This is a genomic window from Streptomyces sp. NPDC020422 (assembly GCF_044386705.1).
GTDB lineage: Bacteria > Actinomycetota > Actinomycetes > Streptomycetales > Streptomycetaceae > Streptomyces.
On sequence record NZ_JBIRVJ010000001.1, the window covers coordinates 40,576 to 59,972 of the forward strand.

General features: G+C 72.5%; 16 protein-coding genes. 14 read left to right on the forward strand and 2 right to left on the reverse strand.

The window, feature by feature from the left end:
- Positions 1-62: 62 nt before the first annotated feature.
- From ACH414_RS00190 to ACH414_RS00220, 7 genes are all read left to right on the forward strand, one after another.
- A complete protein-coding gene (locus ACH414_RS00190; RefSeq protein WP_398940420.1) occupies positions 63-1,727 on the forward strand; it encodes an ABC transporter substrate-binding protein in 1,665 nt (554 codons plus the stop codon).
- On the forward strand, positions 1,724-2,683 hold the full coding sequence (locus tag ACH414_RS00195) for an ABC transporter permease (protein ID WP_386561498.1): 960 nt from the start codon (positions 1,724-1,726) through the stop codon (positions 2,681-2,683). Before ACH414_RS00190 ends, ACH414_RS00195 begins: the two co-directional genes overlap by 4 nt.
- Entirely contained in the window at positions 2,680-3,534 is an 855-nt protein-coding gene (locus tag ACH414_RS00200; protein ID WP_386561500.1) for an ABC transporter permease, read from the forward strand. Before ACH414_RS00195 ends, ACH414_RS00200 begins: the two co-directional genes overlap by 4 nt.
- On the forward strand, positions 3,531-4,520 hold the full coding sequence (locus ACH414_RS00205; RefSeq protein ID WP_398940421.1) for an ABC transporter ATP-binding protein: 990 nt from the start codon (positions 3,531-3,533) through the stop codon (positions 4,518-4,520). The genes ACH414_RS00200 and ACH414_RS00205 overlap by 4 nt, the downstream gene beginning before the upstream one ends.
- Positions 4,510-5,307, forward strand: coding sequence for an ABC transporter ATP-binding protein (locus ACH414_RS00210; RefSeq protein WP_382545247.1), 798 nt, complete (start codon positions 4,510-4,512; stop codon positions 5,305-5,307). The genes ACH414_RS00205 and ACH414_RS00210 overlap by 11 nt, the downstream gene beginning before the upstream one ends.
- Positions 5,308-5,511: 204 nt before the next feature.
- Positions 5,512-6,963, forward strand: coding sequence for a purine-cytosine permease family protein (locus ACH414_RS00215; protein WP_386561503.1), 1,452 nt, complete (start codon positions 5,512-5,514; stop codon positions 6,961-6,963).
- A gap of 61 nt (positions 6,964-7,024) precedes the next feature.
- On the forward strand, positions 7,025-8,194 hold the full coding sequence (locus ACH414_RS00220; RefSeq protein WP_398940422.1) for an agmatine/peptidylarginine deiminase: 1,170 nt from the start codon (positions 7,025-7,027) through the stop codon (positions 8,192-8,194).
- 177 nt (positions 8,195-8,371) lie between these two features.
- Here ACH414_RS00220 and ACH414_RS00225 read toward each other — a convergent pair whose 3' ends face one another.
- On the reverse strand, positions 8,372-9,547 hold the full coding sequence (locus ACH414_RS00225) for a glutathione-independent formaldehyde dehydrogenase (RefSeq protein ID WP_382545238.1): 1,176 nt from the start codon (positions 9,545-9,547) through the stop codon (positions 8,372-8,374).
- Between the two features lie 373 nt (positions 9,548-9,920).
- On the opposite strand from ACH414_RS00225, the gene uvrA reads away from it, so the two are divergent.
- From uvrA to ACH414_RS00250, 5 genes are all read left to right on the forward strand, one after another.
- The gene (gene uvrA, locus ACH414_RS00230) at positions 9,921-12,389 is read left to right on the forward strand and encodes an excinuclease ABC subunit UvrA (protein WP_391767987.1); all 2,469 of its coding nucleotides are present in this window, start codon (positions 9,921-9,923) and stop codon (positions 12,387-12,389) included.
- A gap of 137 nt (positions 12,390-12,526) precedes the next feature.
- Entirely contained in the window at positions 12,527-12,952 is a 426-nt protein-coding gene (panD, locus tag ACH414_RS00235) for an aspartate 1-decarboxylase (RefSeq protein ID WP_382545233.1), read from the forward strand.
- A gap of 75 nt (positions 12,953-13,027) precedes the next feature.
- Positions 13,028-13,372 carry a GNAT family N-acetyltransferase gene (locus tag ACH414_RS00240; RefSeq protein ID WP_398940423.1) on the forward strand — a complete coding sequence of 115 codons (345 nt, stop codon included), beginning with the start codon at positions 13,028-13,030 and terminating at the stop codon, positions 13,370-13,372.
- On the forward strand, positions 13,369-14,034 hold the full coding sequence (locus tag ACH414_RS00245) for an aspartate/glutamate racemase family protein (protein WP_398940424.1): 666 nt from the start codon (positions 13,369-13,371) through the stop codon (positions 14,032-14,034). The genes ACH414_RS00240 and ACH414_RS00245 overlap by 4 nt, the downstream gene beginning before the upstream one ends.
- A 353-nt stretch (positions 14,035-14,387) precedes the next feature.
- Positions 14,388-15,743 (forward strand): peptidoglycan DD-metalloendopeptidase family protein, encoded by a 1,356-nt coding sequence (locus tag ACH414_RS00250; RefSeq protein ID WP_398940425.1) that lies wholly within the window; start codon positions 14,388-14,390, stop codon positions 15,741-15,743.
- On the opposite strand, the gene ACH414_RS00255 is transcribed toward ACH414_RS00250, so the two are convergent.
- Positions 15,624-16,619, reverse strand: a complete 996-nt coding sequence (locus ACH414_RS00255) for a DMT family transporter (RefSeq protein WP_382545221.1) — start codon at positions 16,617-16,619, stop codon at positions 15,624-15,626. The two genes, ACH414_RS00250 and ACH414_RS00255, sit on opposite strands and share 120 nt — an antisense overlap.
- Positions 16,620-16,981: 362 nt before the next feature.
- On the opposite strand from ACH414_RS00255, the gene ACH414_RS00260 reads away from it, so the two are divergent.
- Complete coding sequence (locus tag ACH414_RS00260) at positions 16,982-17,695, forward strand: (2Fe-2S)-binding protein (RefSeq protein WP_398940426.1); 714 nt, start codon at positions 16,982-16,984, stop codon at positions 17,693-17,695.
- A gap of 65 nt (positions 17,696-17,760) precedes the next feature.
- Positions 17,761-19,245 (forward strand): SDR family NAD(P)-dependent oxidoreductase, encoded by a 1,485-nt coding sequence (locus tag ACH414_RS00265; protein ID WP_386561523.1) that lies wholly within the window; start codon positions 17,761-17,763, stop codon positions 19,243-19,245.
- Positions 19,246-19,397 lie beyond the last annotated feature (152 nt).

The window sequence follows — 19,397 nt, forward strand, 5'->3', positions numbered from 1 at the left end:
TGACGGGCCGGCCCGGCGGCCCGTCACCCCCTCCGCTCCCCTCACGGAAAGACAGCGCGCCGATGACGACCTCCCCCGTCCAGGGCCCCAGGGGGCCCTCCCGCCGTCGCGGACGGATCGCCGCCGCGACCGCGGTCCTGTCCTCGCTCGCCCTGCTCGCGGCCTGTTCGGGTCCGCCGAGGAGCGGCACGGGCAGTGCCGGCGCAGGAGTGGGGCTCTCCGCCTCCACGCCTCCGGCCCGCGGCGAGATCGACTCCTTCACCTGGGCCGTCTACGCCGAGCCGCCCACCCTCGACTACACGGCCGCGTTCGACTACCCGCAGAACACCGTCCTGTCCAATGTGTGCGAGAGCCTGATGCGCTGGACACCAGGGCTCACCGTGCAGCCCGGCCTGGCCCGGAAGGCCTCGAACCCCGACCCCGTCACCTGGGTCTACGACCTGCGCGCGGACGTCCGCTTCCACGACGGCAAGGTGATGACCGCCGACGACGTGGTCTACAGCCTCGGCCGGCAGCGGGACCCGAAGAACGCCGCCGCCTGGGCCCAGGTCTTCCGGAACGTCACCTCCATAACGAAGACCGGTCCGCTCCAGGTCACCGTCAAGCTCAAGAAGCCCGACTCCCAGTTCCCCCAGTACATGGCCACCGCCGCGGGCGTCGTCGCCTCCAAGGCGGGCGTCAAGGCGGCGGGCAAGGACTACGGCACCACCGGAGACCTCGCCTGCACCGGCCCGTTCACGCTCGGCACGTGGAGCAAGGGCCAGTCGATCGAACTGGAGCGCTTCGACGGCTACTGGGGCACGAAGGCCAAGGCGAAGAAGGCCGTCTTCCGGATCCTGACCGACCCCTCGGCCCGCACCAACGCCATGCTCAGCGGTGAGATCGACGGCGGCTACCTGATCCCCACCGAGAGCTACGACCGCCTCAGGAACAGCGGCGTCGGCACCCTCTGGTTCGGCGAGGGTCTCAGCACGGTCAACGTCAACATCACCAACATGACGGGTCCGCTCGGCGACCTCCGGGTCCGCAGGGCGCTCTCCCTGGCCCTGGACCGGTCCGGGTTCGTCAGGGCCGGACTCGGCGGCGCCGGCACCGTCACCTCCTCGCTCACCACCCGTGCCGCCTGGGCCGGAGCCTCGGAGCGGACCCGGCGGGCCGCCTTCGACGGACTGCCGCCGACCACCCGGGACATCGAGAAGGCCAGGGCGCTGATCAAGGAGGCCGGCGCCACGGGCCAGTCCCTGACCGTGGCCACCAGCTCCATCGGCCAGGACGTCTCGCTCCTCGCCACCGCGATCCAGGCCGCCGGCACGCAGATCGGACTGAGGATCAACCTGAAGACGATCGCCCCCAACGCCTTCACGGCGCTGTTCACCGACCCGAAGGCGCGCGAGGGCATCGACATGTTCCCGCTCACCTACTACGACTCGATCACCGACCCGCTGGACCTGCTGCAGAACTTCAGGACCGGCGCCTACATGAACTTCGCCGGATACAGCGACAAGGGCTACGACGCACTCGTCGACGAGGCCACCGGAGCGTACGCGCCGGAGCGGCGGATGAGGATCGAGGCGGAGATGCAGAAGCGGGTGGCGGAGCAGCTCCCGTGGATCCCGGTCGCCGAGTGGCCCACCGCGGTCTTCCTCAACAAGAGGATCACCGGCGCCCCCACCACCATCGCGTACATGTACCACCCGTGGGCCGCCGGCGTGGGGGCCGCGCGGTGAGCTTCACGAGATTCGCCGGGCGGCGCCTCGCGGAGATGGCGCTCACCCTGCTGTGCGCTTCGTTCGTCGTCTTCGGCGCCATGTACCTGGCGCCGGGCAACCCGGCCGGCTTCCTGCTCTCGGGCCGCTCGGCCTCGCCGGAGGCCCTCGCCGCGATCAACGCCCAATACCACCTGGACGACCCCTTCCTCGTCCGCTACCTGCGCTGGCTCGGCGACATCGTCCACGGCGACTTCGGGCGGTCGATCACCTACCGCACGGACGTCTCCCGGCTCCTGGCCGACCGCCTGCCCACCACGCTGCTCCTCGTGGTGATGGCCCTGGCCGTGGTCGTCGTGGTCGGCCTCGTCCTGGGACGGGTCGCCGCCGTACGCGGCGGCGCCACCGACTCGGCCGTCCTGGTCGGCACCACGCTCGCCGTCGGCACCCCCTCCTTCGTCGCGGCCGTCCTCCTCCAGGGGCTCTTCGCCGTCCACCTCGGCTGGTTCCCCAGCAGCGGTTCCGGCGACGGCTTCCTCGATCGGGTATGGCACCTCACCCTGCCCGCGATCGCCCTCGCCCTGTACCTGATCGGCATGCTCGCGCGGGTCACCCGTTCGGCCATGCTGGAGGCCCTCGACAGCGAGCACGTCACGGTCGCCCGCAGCCGCGGCGTCCCCGAGCGCCAGGTCATCCGCCGGCACGTCTTCCGCAACTCGCTGGGAACCGTCCTCACCACCGGCGGTCTGATCGTCTCGACGCTGCTGGTCTGCACGATCCTCGTGGAGAGCGCCTTCGGCATCGGCGGCATCGGCCAGCTCCTCGAACTGTCCACTTCGACCAAGGACTTCCCGACGGTCCAGGCCATCTCGCTGGTCATCGTCGCCCTGTTCATGATCGTGAACCTCATCGTCGACCTCCTGCTGCCGCTGGTCGACCCGCGGATCACCCTCGGATCGAGGAGTTCCTCCGTATGACCGCCGTCCTGACCCGCAGGCCCGGCCTCGCGAAGATCCGCACCGCCCGGTCCCCGCTCCACCTTGCCTGCCTCGGCCTCGTCGCCCTCGTCACGGCCGCCGCGCTCCTCGCGCCGTGGCTCGTGCCGCACGACCCCAACGCCGTCGACCTCGGCAACGCGCTGGCCGGGCCCTCCCCGGAGCATCCGCTCGGGGCCGACGCCGCCGGACGCGACACCCTCTCCCGGCTGCTCCTCGGCGCCCGCACCTCGCTGCTCGGCCCGCTCGGCGTCGTCGCCTTCTCCACCCTCGCCGGCATCGCGGTCGGCATGGCCGCGGGCTGGCGGGGCGGCTGGCTCGACTCCGTCCTCTCGCGCAGCAGCGAACTCGTCTTCGCCTTCCCCGGCATGCTGCTCGCGATCCTCGTCATCTCGATCCACGGCGAGGGGCTCCTCGCCCCGGTCGTCGCGCTCTCCCTCGCCTACCTGCCGTACGTCAGCCGGCTGACCCGCTCCCTCGTCCTGGCCGAACGAAAACGCCCCTACGTCAGCGCCTACCAGGTCCAGGGGCACTCGGCCCTCCAGATCGGCCTGCGCCACATCCTGCCCAACATCGCCCCCGTCGTCCTCGCCCAGTCCACCATCAACTTCGGCTACGCGCTGATGGACCTCGCCGGCCTGTCCTTCCTGGGACTCGGCATCCCCGCGCTCACCCCCGACTGGGGCCGCATGGTCTTCGACGGCCAGACCGCCATCCAGCAGGGCTACCCGCTCTCGGCGGTGCTGCCCAGCGTGTCCATCGTGCTCACCGTCGTCGCCTTCAACGTCGTCGGAGAGCGCTGGGCCGACCGCGTCGCCAGGAGAGACCGATGACTTCCCCGTACACCCTGGACGTCCGAAAACTGCGGATCACCCTGCCCGGCACGGCCCGGCCCGTCCTCGACGGCGTCGACCTGCACGTCGCCGCAGGTGAGACCGTCGCCCTGGTCGGCGAGTCCGGATCCGGCAAGACCCTCACCTCGCGCAGCGCGCTCGGGCTGCTGCCTCCCGGGGCCGTCGTCGAGGGCCGGGTCCGTGTGCTCGGACACGATGTGCTCGCCATGCGGGGCGAGCAGCTGCGCGCTCTGCGCACCGACACCGTCGCCATGGTCTTCCAGGACCCCCGCGCCGCCCTCAACCCCCTCCGCCGCATCGGCGACTTCCTCACCGAGAGCGTCACCCTGGCCGGCGGCATGAACCGGGCGGACGCCACCGCCCGCGCCACCGAACTCCTGCGGGCGGTCGGCCTGGACGACTCGGCCCTGCACCAGTACCCCGGCCAGGTCTCCGGCGGCATGCTGCAACGGGTGGTGATCGCCGCCGCGCTCATGGGAGACCCCGAGCTGCTCCTCGCGGACGAGCCCACCACGGCGCTCGACGTCACCACGCAGGCCGAGGTCATCGCCCTCCTGGCCGAACTGCGCGCACGCTTCCGCACCGGACTGCTCTTGGTCACGCACGACCTCGACCTCGCCGCCGCCATCAGCGACCGCGTCTACGTCATGTACGCCGGCAGGATCGCCGAGAGCGGTCCCGCCGAAGCGCTCTTCGCCCGGCCCCGGCACCCGTACACCGCGGCGCTGCTCGCCTCCACCCCCCGCCTCGAAGGACCGCGGGGGAGGCTCGCCGCCATCGAAGGACAGCCCCCCGACCTGCGCCGGGAACTGCCCGGCTGCCCGTTCGCCGCCCGCTGCCCCCTCGCCACGGAGGTCTGCGCGCAGCAGGCACCCGAGCCGACGGCCGCACCGGGCCGGCCGGCGCACCAGGCCGCGTGCCACCACAGCGACCGTCTCACGGAGAGTCCCGCCGATGCCCGATAACGTCCTGGAAGCCGTCGGCCTCCACCGCGCCTTCGGCGGCGTCCGCGCCGTCGACGACGTGTCCTTCGCACTCCCCGAGGGCGGGTCCCTGGGCATCGTGGGCGAGTCCGGCTCCGGCAAGACCACCACGGCCCGGATCGTCGTCGGTCTCGAACAGGCCGACGAGGGAGAGATCCGGGTACGCGGCCGGGCCCGCGGCGCGCGGAGTCGCGGCCGGGCCCGGCGTCTGGCGCGGGCGCGCGAGGTCCAGATGGTCTTCCAGGACCCGTACCTCTCCCTCGACCCGAGGACCAGCGTCGAACAGGTCCTGCGCGAGACCCTGCGCCTGCACTTCCCCGGCGCCGACCACGACCGGCGGGTCCGGGAGCTCCTCGACCAGGTCGGTCTGGGCACCCGGGCCGCCGAGGCGCGGCCCCGCCGGCTCTCCGGCGGCCAGCGCCAACGCGTCGCCATCGCCCGCGCCCTCGCCGTCGAGCCGGCCGTCCTCGTCCTGGACGAGGCGGTCGCCGCCCTCGACGTCTCCGTACAGGCGCAGATCCTCAACCTGCTCGCCGACATCCGCGAGGAGACCGGGATCGGCTACCTGTTCATCACCCATGACCTCGGCGTCGTCCGCTGCGTCACCGACGACGTCATCGTGATGCGGCGGGGCCGTGTCGTCGAGGCGGGCCCCACGGCCGAGGTGCTCGCCGCCCCCCGACACCCCTACACCCGGCTCCTCCTGGAATCCGTACCCCGCCCCGGCTGGGCCCCCGAAGCGATCGCCGCCGCCCGCAGGGCGCTCTGACAGCCGGCCGTCCCGGCTCCGGCGGCGGCATCCTCCGCATCACCCCGCCGCCTGGGGACGACCCGGCTGAAATTCTCGTCAATTCGTTCGCCCAAGGCATTGACTGAAATTTAAGTCAATCCCTACGGTAGGCGCACCCGAACGGCGCCCCGGGATTTCCGGGCGCCGGCGGATTCGTCGAAGCACCCGTGAACAGGAGCCCACATGGGGCCAGTTGAACCGCCGACGTACGATCCCGCCCCCGCCGCGGGGATCGAGCAGCACTCGATCGACTGGGTGCCCCTGTCGGAACGGCACGGCAAACCGTCGAGCGTCGGGGCCATCTGGTTCGTCGGCAGCCTCAACCTCACCGGTCTGGCGACCGGCGTCGTGACGCTGTCCCTGGGGGCCTCCCTCGTGTGGACGGTGGTCGCCACCGTCCTCGGCTCGCTCTTCGGCACCTTCTTCATGGCGTTCCACTCCGCCCAGGGGCCCCAGCTGGGACTGCCCCAACTCGTGCAGTCGCGGCCGCAGTTCGGCTATCTGGGGGCAGCGCTCACGGTGTGGGTGTTCGCCCTGGTCAACTACGTGGCCTTCAACACGTCCGACGCCCTGCTGTCCGGCCAGGCCGTGAACCTGCTCACCGGAGTGCCCCACACCCTCGGCTATCTCCTCGCCGCCGCGGTGGCGACCGTGATCGCCCTCTTCGGATACGACTGGATCCACAAGCTCAACACGTGGCTCACCTGGCCCTTCGTCGTGATCACCGCGGCCGTCACGGTCGCCGCCCTGTCCGGCGGAGGACTGCCGGACGACGCCTGGAACGCGGGGCCGTTCGAACTCGCGCCGTTCATGCTCGTGTTCGTCTTCGTCGCCGGCTTCCAGCTGGGCTGGGCACCGTACGTCTCGGACTACTCGCGCTACCTCAGACCCGACGTCCCCGTGCGCAGCACCTTCTGGTGGACCTACCTGCCCAGTGCCGTCTCCGGGATCTGGGTCTTCGTCCTCGGCGCCGTGGTCTCGGCCGGCGCCCCCGAGGGCACCGACCCGGTCACCGCCCTGAAGCTCTCGGCCGACCGGCTGTTCGGCGGGTTCGGCACGATCGCGGTCGTCGTGCTGCTGGTCGGGCTGCTCTCCATCATGGCGATCAACCAGTACGGCGGCAGCCTCACGATGATCTCCATCGTCGACTCGTTCCGGCCGGTCAAGCCGACCCGGACCATCCGCGTCGCCACGATCGGGATCATGCTCGCCGCCGTCGGGACGGTCTCCACCCTCGTCGGCATCGACCAGTTCAACTGGTTCTTCGCCCACGTGGTGGTGGTCCTGACGTACCTGTTCATCCCGTGGACGGCCATCAACCTGGTCGACTTCTTCTTCGTCCGGCGCGGCCAGTACGTCGTCAAGGAGATCTTCAACCCGCGCGGGATCTACGGACGCTGGGGCTGGCGAGGGAACCTCGCCTACCTGATCGGACTGGCCTGCATGGCCCCCTTCATGGTCATCACCGGCCTCTTCGTCGGACCCGCCGCGGAGCTCCTCGGCGGCGTCGACTGCTCGGTCCTCGTCGGCCTCCCGGTGGCCGGCGGCCTCTACTGGGCCTTCGCCCGAAGCCTCGACCTGGCCACCGAACGCCGGTTGGTCCGAGAGGAGGGACTGCTGGACCCCCTCCACTGAGAGCACCCCGCAGAGCAACCCCCGCCCGCACGTACAGAACCTTTGAGAGAAGGAGCACCACGTGAACACAGAGCACGACGGCGAACGACCGGGCATCAGTCGCAGAAGACTCCTGGCCCGAACCGGAGCGGCCGCGGCGGCCCTGGCGGCCGGAACGGTCCTCGGCGGGAGCCGGCCCGCCCTGGCCGCGTCCTGGAGGGTCCCCGGTGAGGACGAGTCGCACAAGCGGACCTGGATGGCCTGGCCGTCCAGCTACACGATCTGGGGCAACCTCCTGCCCAAGATCCAGGCCGACATCGCCAAGCTCGCCAAGGAGGTCGCCAAGTACGAGCCCGTCGTCATGTGCGCGGACGGCTCCTCGGCCGCCTCGCAGGCCAGGACCATGTGCGGCTCCACGGTCACCGTGCTCGGCTCGATCCCGGTCTCGGACTGCTGGATGCGGGACACCGGCCCGCTGTTCCGCGTCGACGGAGCGGGCGGCCTCGACGCCTTCGGCCTCAACTTCAACGCCTGGGGCGAGAACGCCACGACCTTCTACGGCCTCCCCGCCTCCGCCTACGACAAGGACCGCACGGTCGCGCCGAAGGTCGCCGGCTACAGCGGCGCCCCCTTCGCGAAGGCCTCCGTGGTCGGCGAGGGCGGCGGCGTGGAGTACGACGGCGACGGCACCCTGATGGCCACCGAGAGCTGTTGGCTGAACCCCAACCGCAACCCCGGCAAGACGCGGAGCCAGGTCGAGGCGGAACTGCTGTCCCGCTTCGGCGCGTCGAAGATGATCTGGCTGCCCGGCGTCACCGGCCAGGACGTCACGGACGGCCACATCGACGGAACCGCCCGCTACATCAGGCCCGGCGTGGTCATGGTGCAACTGGCCGGCGCCGTACGCCCGGACGTCTGGACCGCCAACGCCCAGGCCATCCGCGACACCCTGGCAGCCGCGACCGACGCCAGGGGCCGCCGACTGCAGGTGCTCACCATCGAAGGACCCGACACCCTGCCCCGCATCCAGGCAGGCAAGCGGGCCGACTTCCTCAGCTCCTACATGAACTGGACGGTCACCAACCAGGCGATCATCACCACCCAGTTCGGCGACACCGCCAAGGACGCGGCGGCCAAATCGGCCATCGCCGCCGCATACGGCCGCCCCGTCGTCCAGCTCAACCTCGACAACCTCTACGGCAACGGCGGCGGCGGTGCCCACTGCGTCACCATGCAGGAGCCCAACCGCTGAACCACCGGCCCGGGTCCCGAACGCGGGGCCCGGGCCCTTCCGAGTGACCTGCAGGGGACCGGCCGCACCGACGATCGCCCGGCGGAGCGAACGCGGGGCCCGGGCCGTTCCGAGTGACCTGCAGGGGACCGGCCGCACCGACGATCGCCCGGCGGAGCGAACGCGGCCCCGGACCTCCTAACCCTGGTGGCCGTCACCGTGTCCGTTCGGATGCAGGACCACCTTGGTCCAGCCCTCGTCACGGGCGTCGAAGTGCTCGTAGGCGGTGGGGGCCTCGTCCAGGCTGAGCTCGTGGGAGACGACGAAGCTCGGCTTCGCCCTCCCTCCGACGATCAGATCCCGCAGCGCCCGGTTGTACTTCTTCACCGGAGCCTGCCCCGTGCCCATGCGCTGGCCCTTGAACCACATCATGCCGAAGTCGATCGGGACCTTGCCCTGGGCCTCCAGCTCGCCCTGGGCCTCCGCGCCGCCGGGGTCCTCGGGCAGGAACACGCCCACCACCCCGATGTCGCCCGTGAACCTGACCGAATCGATCAGACCGTTGAGCGTCAGGCTCGCGTCCTCCTGTCCCTGGGGGTCGTGGGCCTGATAGCCGACGCATTCGCAGCCGTTGTCGGCGCCCAGACCGAGGGTGGCCTCCTTGACGACCTCCGCCGGGTCCTGCTCGGCGGTGTTGATCGGGATGGCACCGATCTCCTCCGCCTTGCCCAGCCGGTCGGGATGGTGGTCGGCCACCCAGACGCGGCCGGCGCCCTTGAGGAGGGCGGAGTAGGCCGCCATCAGCCCGACGGGACCTGCCCCGAAGACGATGGTCTGGTCGCCCGGCTTGACGTGGGCCATCTCGGTGGCGTGATAGCCGGTGGGGAAGATGTCGGCGAGCATCACGTAGTCGGTCTGCCGCTCGGCGGCGTCCTCGCCCAGGCGCAGCGCGTTGAAGTCCCCGTAGGGCACGCGCAGCAGCTCCGCCTGGCCGCCCTGGTAGGGGCCCATGTCGGCGAATCCGTAGGCGGCTCCCGCGAGGGCGGGTTCCGGCTGCATGGTCAGGCAGTAGTTGGTCAGACCCCGCTCGCACTGCTTGCAGAAGCCGCAGGCGATGTTGAAGGGCAGGACCACGTACTCGCCGACCTGGACCTTGCGGACGGCCGAGCCGACCTCCACCACCTCGCCCATGTTCTCGTGTCCCATGGCACGGCCGGACTCGAACGAGGTGCGCCCCTCGTACATGTGCAGGTCCGAACCGCAGATGTTGGTGGTGGTGATCTTGACGATGATGTCGCAGGGGTGCTCGATCCTCGCGTCCGGTACGTCCCTCACCGCGACCGTTCGCGGTCCTTCGTATACCGCTGCCTTCATGATGACTTCCCTCGGTGTCGCGGCATGACCGCGGCACGGCGATGACGAGACGGCGCCAAAGGGCCCGACCCCCGGAAAGGGCCACGAGGGAGTCCGCGCCTCCGGCACGCCTCTACGAGCCGTCCACCCGGTTCGGATGGAACGGTGCTGCCGCCACCGACCCGCCAGGCGGAGCTTCGGCGCTCCGGCGGCGCGCCGGGCGACTGCCCGGCACCCCCGGGGCGAAACAACCACGCACCGACCGGTCAGCGGCCCCGGCCCCGGGCGGCCACCGATCGCCGGCACCTCTCCGACGGGGACCACCCGCGACGATCGCGGGGCCCGGGACGGCCCCCGTCGCGCGGTTCCCGGTGCGATCGGGTAACCAGGAACGGTGAACGAGGACGCGACCGACCCCTTCGTCCATGTCCGGGGCGCCGGTGAGAACAACCTGCGGAACATCGATGTCGACGTTCCGAGGGACGCGCTGGTCGCCTTCACCGGCGTCTCCGGCTCGGGCAAGTCCTCGCTCGCGTTCGGCACGCTCTACGCGGAGGCGCAGCGGCGCTACTTCGAGTCCGTGGCACCGTACGCCCGACGGCTGCTGCAACAGGTCGGCGCACCGCACGTCCAGGAGATCACCGGGCTGCCGCCGGCCGTGGCCCTGCAGCAGCGACGCGGTTCGCCCGGCTCGCGCTCGACGGTCGGAACCCTCACCACGCTGTCGAATCTGCTGCGCATGCTGTACTCCCGCGCCGGCACCTATCCGCCCCGGGCCGCACGGCTGGAAGCCGAGTCGTTCTCCCCCAACACCGCGGCCGGGGCCTGCCCGGAGTGCCACGGACTGGGCGTCGTGCACGACGTCGCCGAGGACCTGCTCGTCCCGGATCCCACGCTGAGCATCCGCGAGGGGGCGATCGCCGCCTGGCCCGGCGCCTGGCAGGGCGCCAATCTGCGCAGCGTCGTGAGCGGGCTGGGGATCGACATCGACCGGCCGTGGCGCAGGCTCAGGAAGAAGGACCGGGACTGGCTGCTCTACACGGACGAGCAGCCCTCCGTGTACATCGAGCCGGAGGAGGGCCGCGTCGACTACGGCTACCAGGGCACGTTCTGGAGCGCCCGCAAGCACGTCATGCACGTCCTCGCCGACTCCAAGAGCGAGAGGATGCGCGAACGGGCGCTGCGGTTCGTCAGGAGCGTGCCCTGCCCCGCGTGCCACGGCAGCGGACTGCGGCCCGAGGCACTCGCCGTCACCTTCGCCGGACGTTCCATCGCCGAGACCAACGCGATGCCGCTCACCGAGGTCGTGGCGCTGCTGCGGCCCGTCGCGGGGCGGTCCGAGGCCGACGCCACCACGTCGACCGCCCGGTCCGGGGAGACGACCGAGGTCGCCGTCCGGATCTGCCGCGATCTCGTCGCGCGGATCGAGGTACTGCTCGACCTGGGCCTGGGATATCTCAGCCTCGGGCGCCGCTCGACGACCCTGTCGCCGGGCGAGGCGCAGCGCCTGCGGATCGCCACCCAGCTGCGCTCGGGGCTGTTCGGCGTCGTCTACGTCCTCGACGAACCCTCCGCGGGCCTGCACCCGGCCGACGCGGAGCCGCTGCTGGAGGTGCTGGACCGCCTGAAGGCGGCGGGCAACTCGCTGTTCGTCGTGGAACACGACATGGATGTGGTCCGGCGGGCCGACTGGGTGGTCGACATCGGTCCCGGTGCGGGCGAGGGCGGCGGACGCGTGCTCTACAGCGGCCCGGTCGCCGGTCTCGAGCAGGTCGGGGAGTCGGCCACGGGCCGGTACCTGTCCGGGCGCGCCCGGCCGCCCGATCGCCGCCCGCGCGCACCCCACGGCTGGCTGCACCTGCGCGGCGTCTCCCGGCACAACCTGCACGACGTGTCCGTCGACGTACCGCTGCGCGTACTGACGGCGGTGACGGGCGTGTCGGGTTCCGGGAAGTCGACCCTGGTGACACAGGTGCTCGCCGAGGTCGTCCGCGCCCACCTCGGACTCGCACCCGAGGAGCCCGACGAGGCGCAGCTGGAGGTCGACGTCCAGGGCGCGTCGGGGGTCGAGTCGTTCGACCGCCTGGTCCGGGTCGACCAACGGCCCATCGGCCGAACGCCCCGGTCCAACCTGGCCACGTACACCGGGATGTTCGACGCGGTGCGCAAGCTGTACGCGGCGACGGACGAGGCCAGGGCGCGCGGCTACCCGGCCGGGCGGTTCTCCTTCAACGTGCCCGAGGGGCGGTGCGAGACCTGCCAGGGCGAGGGATTCGTCGCGGTGGAGCTGCTGTTCCTGCCCGGCACCTACGCGCCCTGTCCGACCTGCGAAGGCGCCCGGTACAACGCCGAAACGCTGGAAGTCACCCACCGCGGCAAGAACATCGCGGAAGTGCTGGCGCTGTCCGTCGACGCCGCCGCCGGGTTCCTGTCCGACGTCCCCGCCGCCTCCCGCAGCCTGGAGACGCTGCGCGAGGTGGGACTGGGGTACCTGCGACTGGGCCAGCCCGCGACGGAACTCAGCGGCGGTGAGGCGCAACGCATCAAACTGGCCACCGAACTGCAGCGGGCCCGCCGCGGGCACGCGCTCTACCTGCTCGACGAGCCGACGGCCGGCCTGCACCCCGCGGACATCGCGCTCCTGCTGCGACAGCTGCACCGGCTCGTCGACGCCGGCAACACGGTCGTCCTGGTCGAGCACGACCTGGACACGATCGCCACCGCCGACTGGGTCATCGACCTCGGTCCGGGCGGCGGCGACGCGGGCGGGCGGGTGGTCGCGGCGGGCCCGCCGGCCAAGGTGGCGAGGGCCCGGCGCAGCGCCACCGCGCCCTATCTCGCGTCCCGGCTGGCCCGCTCCTGACGCCGGTGCGAGCGGCTGAACACCGGTCGGCCGGAGCGAAATTCCTCACAGGCCTCCCGCAGGGCCGCCGGTGTAAGGTCGAGGACGCCCTTGACCTGTACAAAGCAGGCAGGGAGCCGTCTTTCGAGGAGCCCCACGTGCTGCGCACCATGTTCAAGTCCAAGATCCACCGGGCCACCGTCACCCAGGCCGATCTCCACTACGTCGGCTCCGTCACCGTCGACGCCGAGCTGATGGAGGCCGCCGACCTGCTGCCGGGCGAGCTGGTCCACATCGTCGACATCGACAACGGCGCCCGCCTGGAGACGTACGTCATCGAGGGCGAGCGCGGCTCGGGCGTGATCGGGATCAACGGCGCCGCCGCGCATCTCGTCCACCCCGGGGACCTGGTCATCCTGATCAGCTACGCCCAGGTCGAGGACGCCGAGGCACGGACGCTCGTGCCCCGCGTCGTGCACGTGGACGCCGAGAACCGCATCGTGGAGCTGGGGCAGGACGCGTCCGCTCCGGTCCCGGACAGCGACACGGTGCGCCCGCCGCACGCCGTGCCCGCACAGGTCTGAGCAGACCCGCGAGGGCGGCGGGGCCCGCGGGCGGGGGCCCCGCGTCGCGAGGCGCACAGCGAGGGAGACCGGAGCATGGCCGAGCCGACCATCCGCGACGACCGCGAGAAGGGACGCCTGGAGGCGTTCGACGACGGCGACTACGCCGGTGTCGTCGTCTACTTCGTCCTGGAGGACGCGCCCCACGCCCTCGTCGCGGTGCACACCGTCGTCGAGGCGACCCACGAGGGGAAGGGGGTCGCCTCGGCGCTGGTCCGCGAGTTCTACCGGATCGCCGCCGCCGAGGGCGTCCCCGTCGTGCCGCTCTGCCCGTACGCGGCCAGGTGGGCCGAGCGCCACCCCGACGAGGCGCCTGCGCCCGCGGACGGGGTCACCCGCGCGGCCAAGCGGCAGCTCAAGGCCACGCCGGACCTCTGGTGACCGCGGAGCCCCGGGGGCCGCTCGCCCTGCTGCACACCTCGCCGGTCCACGTCCCCGTCTTCGACGGGCTGCGGGACCGGCACCACCCCGGGCTCGGGCTGCGCCACCTCGTCCACGAGGAGCTGCTCGACCGGGCCAGGGCCGAAGGCCCCGACGCGGTCGCGGGCGAGGTCGGAGCCGTTCTCACGCGGGCCGTCGCCGACGGCGCCCGGGCCGTGCTGTGCACCTGTTCCACCATCGGCGCGGTCGCCGAGGCGCAGGCCGCCGCCCTCGGCGTGCCCGTGCTGCGCGTCGACCGCCCGATGGCCGCGGAGGCCATGCGCGACGGGCGGCTCGTGGTGGTCGTCGCGGCCTTGGCCTCCACCGTGGAGCCCACGATGGAGCTGCTCCGCGAGGAGTCCACCGGCCGGACCACGTTCGTCCGCTCCCTGGTCCTGCCGGAGGCGTGGCAGCGGTTCGAGGCCGGCGACCGGGACGGATACCTCGACGCCGTCGCCGGGGCCGTGGACCGGATCGACCCCTCCCGGGGGACCGTGGTGGTGCTGGCCCAGGCCTCCATGGCCGACGCCGTCGAACGCGTACGCACCCCGCTGAGGGTGCTGTCCAGCCCGGCGAGCGGGCTCGCGGCGGCGGCGGCCGCGGCGGGGTACCGACCCGAATGAATGGGCTCCGCGCGCGGGGGCACGCGTACCGGGAGAACCTAGACCCGACCGTGTCCCCGGACCCCGGAGTCGCCATGACACAGCCCCCGTACCCCGATCCGCTGCCGCCGCCGATCCCGCCGCCGGTGCCTCCGCCGCCGCCCGTGCCCCCGCCCGGCCCGGTACCGCCGCCGAGCCCGGTGCCGGACCCCCGGCCGACGCCGGTGCCCGAGCCGGAGCCCACTCCGCAGCCGGGTCCCGCGGGGCCCTGACGGCGAGGTGACGGAAGGCGGGGCGATTGTGCCAGGGGCCTTGTCACGCACGGTTGCGCGCCCCTACCGTGGGCGACTGCCGATGCGTTTCAAGGGGGGCCCATGGCCGTACGCGGGAGACACCGCCGGTACCAGCCGAGCCTGATCAACCGTGCCTCGCTCACCGTCACCGCGGGCGGCGCCGGAATGGCCCTGCCGCTCATCGGGGCGGGCGCCGCGCAGGCGGCCTCCCTCGACGTCTGGGAGAAGCTCGCCGCCTGCGAGTCCTCCTCCGACTGGGGGATCAACACCGGCAACGGCTATTTCGGCGGGCTGCAGTTCAGCCAGTCCACCTGGGAGCGGTACGGCGGGACGCACTACGCGCCCCGCGCCGACCTGGCCTCCCGCGACCAGCAGATCGCGGTCGCCGAACGCGTCCTCAAGGGCCAGGGCCCCGGCGCGTGGCCGGCCTGCGGGCCGCGGGCCGGGCTCGAACGGGGCGGCGAGGCCCCCGGCCCGGCGGCCCAGTCGGCGGGCGTCCGGCCGCTGAAGGCCGCGTTACCGGCCCAGCGGAAGCAGCCCGCGGGCACGAGCCCGACCGCCGTGCCCAGCGTCCGCGAGATGTACACGGTGGCGCCCGGCGACTCCCTGTCCGCGATCGCCCGTGACGAGCACGTGCGGGGCGGCTGGCAGCGGCTGTACGCGGCGAACCGCACGGTGGTCGGCGACGACCCCGACCTCATCCACCCGGGCCAGCGGCTCACCCTGCGGATGGCCGCCCCGAAGGCGCCCGCGGCCAAGCCGGAGACCAGGCCCGCGCCCAAGCCGGTGGCGAAGCCCCCGGCCGCCAAGCCCCCGGCCGCCAAGCCCCCGGCCGGCAAGGCCCCCGCCAGGCCCGTCACCCCGCCGACTCCCAGGCCCCCGGCCGCGAAGCCCACCACGAAGCCGGTCGCGAAGCCCGCGCCGAAGCCCGTTCACAAGCCGGCCGCCAAGCCGGTCGCGAAACCGGTGCACAAGCCGGTGCACAAGCCGGTGCACAAGCCCGCTCCCCGCCCCGCCGCCCCCGAGGCCGACCACTTCACCTCGCCCGTCGCCGACACCGACATCGGCACCCGCTACCGCAAGGCGGGCTCGTCCTGGGCGAGCGGCTACCACACGGGCGTCGACTTCCCCGTCCCCACCGGCACCTCCGTACGGGCCGTGGCCTCGGGCCGGGTCGTCTCCGCGGGCTGGGCCGGCTCGTACGGCTACCAGGTCGTCATCCGCCACGGGGACGGGCGCTACAGCCAGTACGCGCACCTGTCCGCGCTGAACGTCCGCGAGGGGCAGCGGGTCAACCCCGGGCAGCGCATCGCGCGCTCAGGATCGACCGGCAACACTTCGGGACCGCATCTCCACTTCGAGATGCGCACGGGACCCGGGTACGGCTCCGATATCGACCCCCTGGCCTACCTCCGCGCCCGGGGCGTGTCGATCTGATCGCCGTCCGCCCGCCCCGGGGCGGGCGGACGGCGCCGGCGCGTCCTCGGCGCGCCCGAGCCGGTCGAGGGTGAGCTGGACCAGGCCGGCCGCCGCCAGCGCGCCGCAGATGAGCGCGGCGACGGCGCCGGCCGTCCCGTAGCGGAAGGACTCGCCGAACAGGGTCAGGCCCACGGTCGCGGCGACCACCGGGTTGACCACGGTGACCGTGGCCAGCGGGGCCGCCAGACCGGCGCCCCGGTACGAGGCCTGGGAGAGCAGCAGTCCGGTGACGGCGAGGGCGGAGAGGGTCAGCAGGCTGGTCCACTCGGCGAGCGGCGCGCTCGCCGTCCACTCCTCGGCCACGGTCTTGGTGAAGACCGAGGCGATGCCGAAGGACACCCCGGCCGCGGCGGCGAGGATCACGCTGCGCAGCACCGAACGGCCCACCACCCGGGCCAGGGCGAACAGCAGGGCCACCGCGCCGAAGGTGGTCAGCGCGAGCAGGTGCCGCTCGCCGTCGGAGAGCGTCTGGCCCCCGGCGCCGCCGGTCAGGCTGAGCAGCCCCGCCAGGCCCACCGTCGCCATCACGGCGCCCCGCCACGCCGTCCGTCCGGCCTTGCGGCCCACCAGGAGCGCCGCCATCGGCAGCGCGAACACGATCGTCAGGGCACCCAGCGGCTGGACCAGGCTGAGCGGTCCGTAGGCGAGCGCGGCCACGTGCAGGGCCGCGCCCACTCCATTGAGCAGCACGGAGCCCCACCACGCGGGGGTGCGCAGCGGGGCGTAGCGCGGTCCGGCGGCGGAGGCCGCGACGCGCTCCTGCACGATCGCCGCGGCCGCGTAGGCGACCGCCGAGACCAACGACAGGAGCACGGACAGCAGGAGGGGGCTCATACCTTCCACGATCTCTCTCCCGGGCGCTCCCGTCTTCGTACCCAGGAACGCGATCGGAGGTACCGCGGATGGAGTACGAGCCCGCCGCGTACACCCTGGGATGTACGCCTGCGCAGGTCAGGCCGGGTGGAACACGACTTTTCCGGTGTCCAGGTCGAAGTGGGCGCCGACGATCCGGGCCCCCGCGAACGCCTCATCCCGAGCCAGTCGTAGGACAACCCGGTCCACATTGGCCCGCACGGTGTTCTCCACCCACTCGCCGGACAGATCGCGTGACCGTTTCTTGGCCAAGGATGACTGGACTTGATCGAGTAGAGGGAGGTCCGGATCGGGGCGGCGGACGCGTACGGCAGGATGCGGGCGTGGATCTCGACGACAGCGCACAGGTGGGCGGCTTCTTCGCGCTGCGCACCACCCCGCCCGCACCGGGCGCGGACCACCTCCCGCTCGCCCTCCTCTACGCAGGCCGGGACGCCCCTCTCGCCGCCCGCGTGGACCGGGTCGCCGCCCGGCTCGGCGCCCCCGAACGCCGGGTCGCCGCCTCGATCGCCCACCTCGGCCTCGCCGCCCGCCTCTGGTCCACCGCCCTCGGCCCCGCCGCACTGCACGGACTCGTCCCCGACCTCGCGCCCGCCACCCTGCACTGGGACGGCGCGCTCACCTCTCCCGACGACCTCTGGTGGTCCGGCACCGCCACCCGCCCCGCCGGCGTCGACGAGCTGCGCGCCGTCGTCCACGAGGCCCACCTCGTCCCACTGCACGCGGCCTTCGCCCGCGACGGCCGCATCTCCGAGCGGCTGCTGTGGGGCAACGCGGGCTCCGCGCTCGCCGGGGCCCTGCGCGAGCTGCTCCGCTGGGCCCGCGCCCAGGGCCGCCCCGACGCCGCCGAGCGCGCCACCTCCCTCGTCCAGGGCCTCTTCGACCACCCCGACCTGGCCCGTACGGTCCGGGGCCCCGCGCTGCGCCGCACCAGCTGCTGTCTCTACTACCGCTGCCCCTCCGGCGGCCTGTGCGGCGACTGTGTGTTCGACCACGCTCCTCGAACGGGTTTGGAGGCGCGGCCCCCCGCTCCGTAAAGTTGCGTCTTTGGAAGTACTGACGGGGTACTCACGGCGCGAGCGATCGAGGAACGACGAAGGCCATGACGGTGACTGAAGAGACCCAGGACTACGGGCCGGGCATCGACCCCGAGCGCCTGGCCGTCTGCCTGAGCGTGCTCGACGAGCTGGACAAGATCGAGGTCGACCACCCGGACGCCATCGCCGTCCGCCGCGCGACCGCCGGCATCTACCGGACCGTCAAGCAGCGCCGCCGCCAGGAGCGCCGGGCCGCCAAGACCGCCCACGACAAGGCGGTCACCGAGGCCACCGCGACCGGCTCCGCGCAGCGCATCGACGACGAGACCGAGGGCATCCTGCCCTCCTCGATCACCGAGGCCGGGAAGATCGCCGGGATACTCCAGCGCCCCCGCTCCTGCTACACCTGCAAGACGCGGTACGTCGAGGTCGACTACTTCTACCACCAGCTCTGCCAGGAGTGCGCGGCCCTGAACCGGGCCCGCCGCGACGCCCGCGCCGACCTCACCGGCAAGCGCGCGCTGCTCACCGGCGGCCGCGCCAAGATCGGCATGTACATCGCGCTGCGGCTGCTGCGCGACGGCGCCCACACCACCATCACCACTCGCTTCCCCAAGGACGCCATCCGCCGCTTCAAGGCGATGGAGGACTCGGCGGAGTGGATGCACCGCCTGGAGGTCGTCGGCATCGACCTGCGCGACCCCGCCCAGGCCGTGGCCCTCGCCGACCAGGTCGCCGAGGCCGGACCGCTCGACATCCTGGTCAACAACGCCACCCAGACCGTGCGCCGGCTGCCCTCCGCCTACGCCGCCCTGGTCGAGGGCGAGAACGCGCCGCTGCCCGCCGGCGAGCTCCCCGCCCACCACGTCATCGGCGCCTTCGGCTCCGGCGCGGTCGGCGAGCTGGGCTCCGGCGCCGCGCTGCCCGCCGGCGTGAGCGGGCTCGACGCCCAGCAGGTCGCCGACCTCGCCCTGGTCGCGGGCAACGCCAGCGTCGCCCGGCACCTCGACGGCACCGCCATCGACGCGGGCGGCCTGGTGCCTGACGTCGTCGAGTCCAACACCTGGGTGCAGTCCATCGAGCAGATCTCGCCGGTGGAGCTCCTGGAGACCCAGCTGTGCAACTACACGGCGCCGTTCATCCTGATCAGCAAGCTGCGCGCGGTGATGGCCGAGGCCGCCGCCAAGGCGCCCAGCGGGCGCTCCTACGTCGTCAACGTCTCCGCCATGGAGGGCGTCTTCAGCCGCGGCTACAAGGGTGCGGGCCACCCGAACACCAACGCGGCCAAGGCCGCGATGAACATGGTGACGCGGACCAGCGCCCAGGAGATGTTCGAGACGGACCGCATCCTGATGACCTCGGTCGACACCGGCTGGATCACCGACGAGCGTCCCCACTTCGACAAGCTGCGCCTCGCCGAGGCCGGCTTCCACGCCCCGCTCGACCTGGTCGACGGCGCGGCCCGGGTCTACGACCCGATCGTGCGCGGTGAGCAGGGCGAGGACCTCTACGGCGTCTTCATGAAGGACTACGCGCCCGGTAACTGGTAGTCCGTCCCCTTCTGGCCGGAAAGCCGTCACCCGTTCGCGTCACACTTTGGCGCCCCATAGAGCGTTGGCTCGCTCATCTGGTTAGTCTGATGTCCACGGTCGGCCACCAGGGTTTCACCGAACCCTCACGGTCGGCCTGGGGACAGGCCTGA

Coding starts and splice junctions, on each gene's coding strand:
- ACH414_RS00190 (WP_398940420.1), top strand. CDS start 63: ATGACGACCTCCCCCGTCCAGGGCCCCAGGGGGCCCTCCCGCCGTCGC.
- ACH414_RS00200 (WP_386561500.1), top strand. CDS start 2,680: ATGACCGCCGTCCTGACCCGCAGGCCCGGCCTCGCGAAGATCCGCACC.
- ACH414_RS00205 (WP_398940421.1), top strand. CDS start 3,531: ATGACTTCCCCGTACACCCTGGACGTCCGAAAACTGCGGATCACCCTG.
- ACH414_RS00210 (WP_382545247.1), top strand. CDS start 4,510: ATGCCCGATAACGTCCTGGAAGCCGTCGGCCTCCACCGCGCCTTCGGC.
- ACH414_RS00215 (WP_386561503.1), top strand. CDS start 5,512: ATGGGGCCAGTTGAACCGCCGACGTACGATCCCGCCCCCGCCGCGGGG.
- ACH414_RS00225 (WP_382545238.1), bottom strand. CDS start 9,547: ATGAAGGCAGCGGTATACGAAGGACCGCGAACGGTCGCGGTGAGGGAC.
- ACH414_RS00240 (WP_398940423.1), top strand. CDS start 13,028: ATGGCCGAGCCGACCATCCGCGACGACCGCGAGAAGGGACGCCTGGAG.
- ACH414_RS00250 (WP_398940425.1), top strand. CDS start 14,388: ATGGCCGTACGCGGGAGACACCGCCGGTACCAGCCGAGCCTGATCAAC.
- ACH414_RS00255 (WP_382545221.1), bottom strand. CDS start 16,619: ATGAGCCCCCTCCTGCTGTCCGTGCTCCTGTCGTTGGTCTCGGCGGTC.
- ACH414_RS00265 (WP_386561523.1), top strand. CDS start 17,761: ATGACGGTGACTGAAGAGACCCAGGACTACGGGCCGGGCATCGACCCC.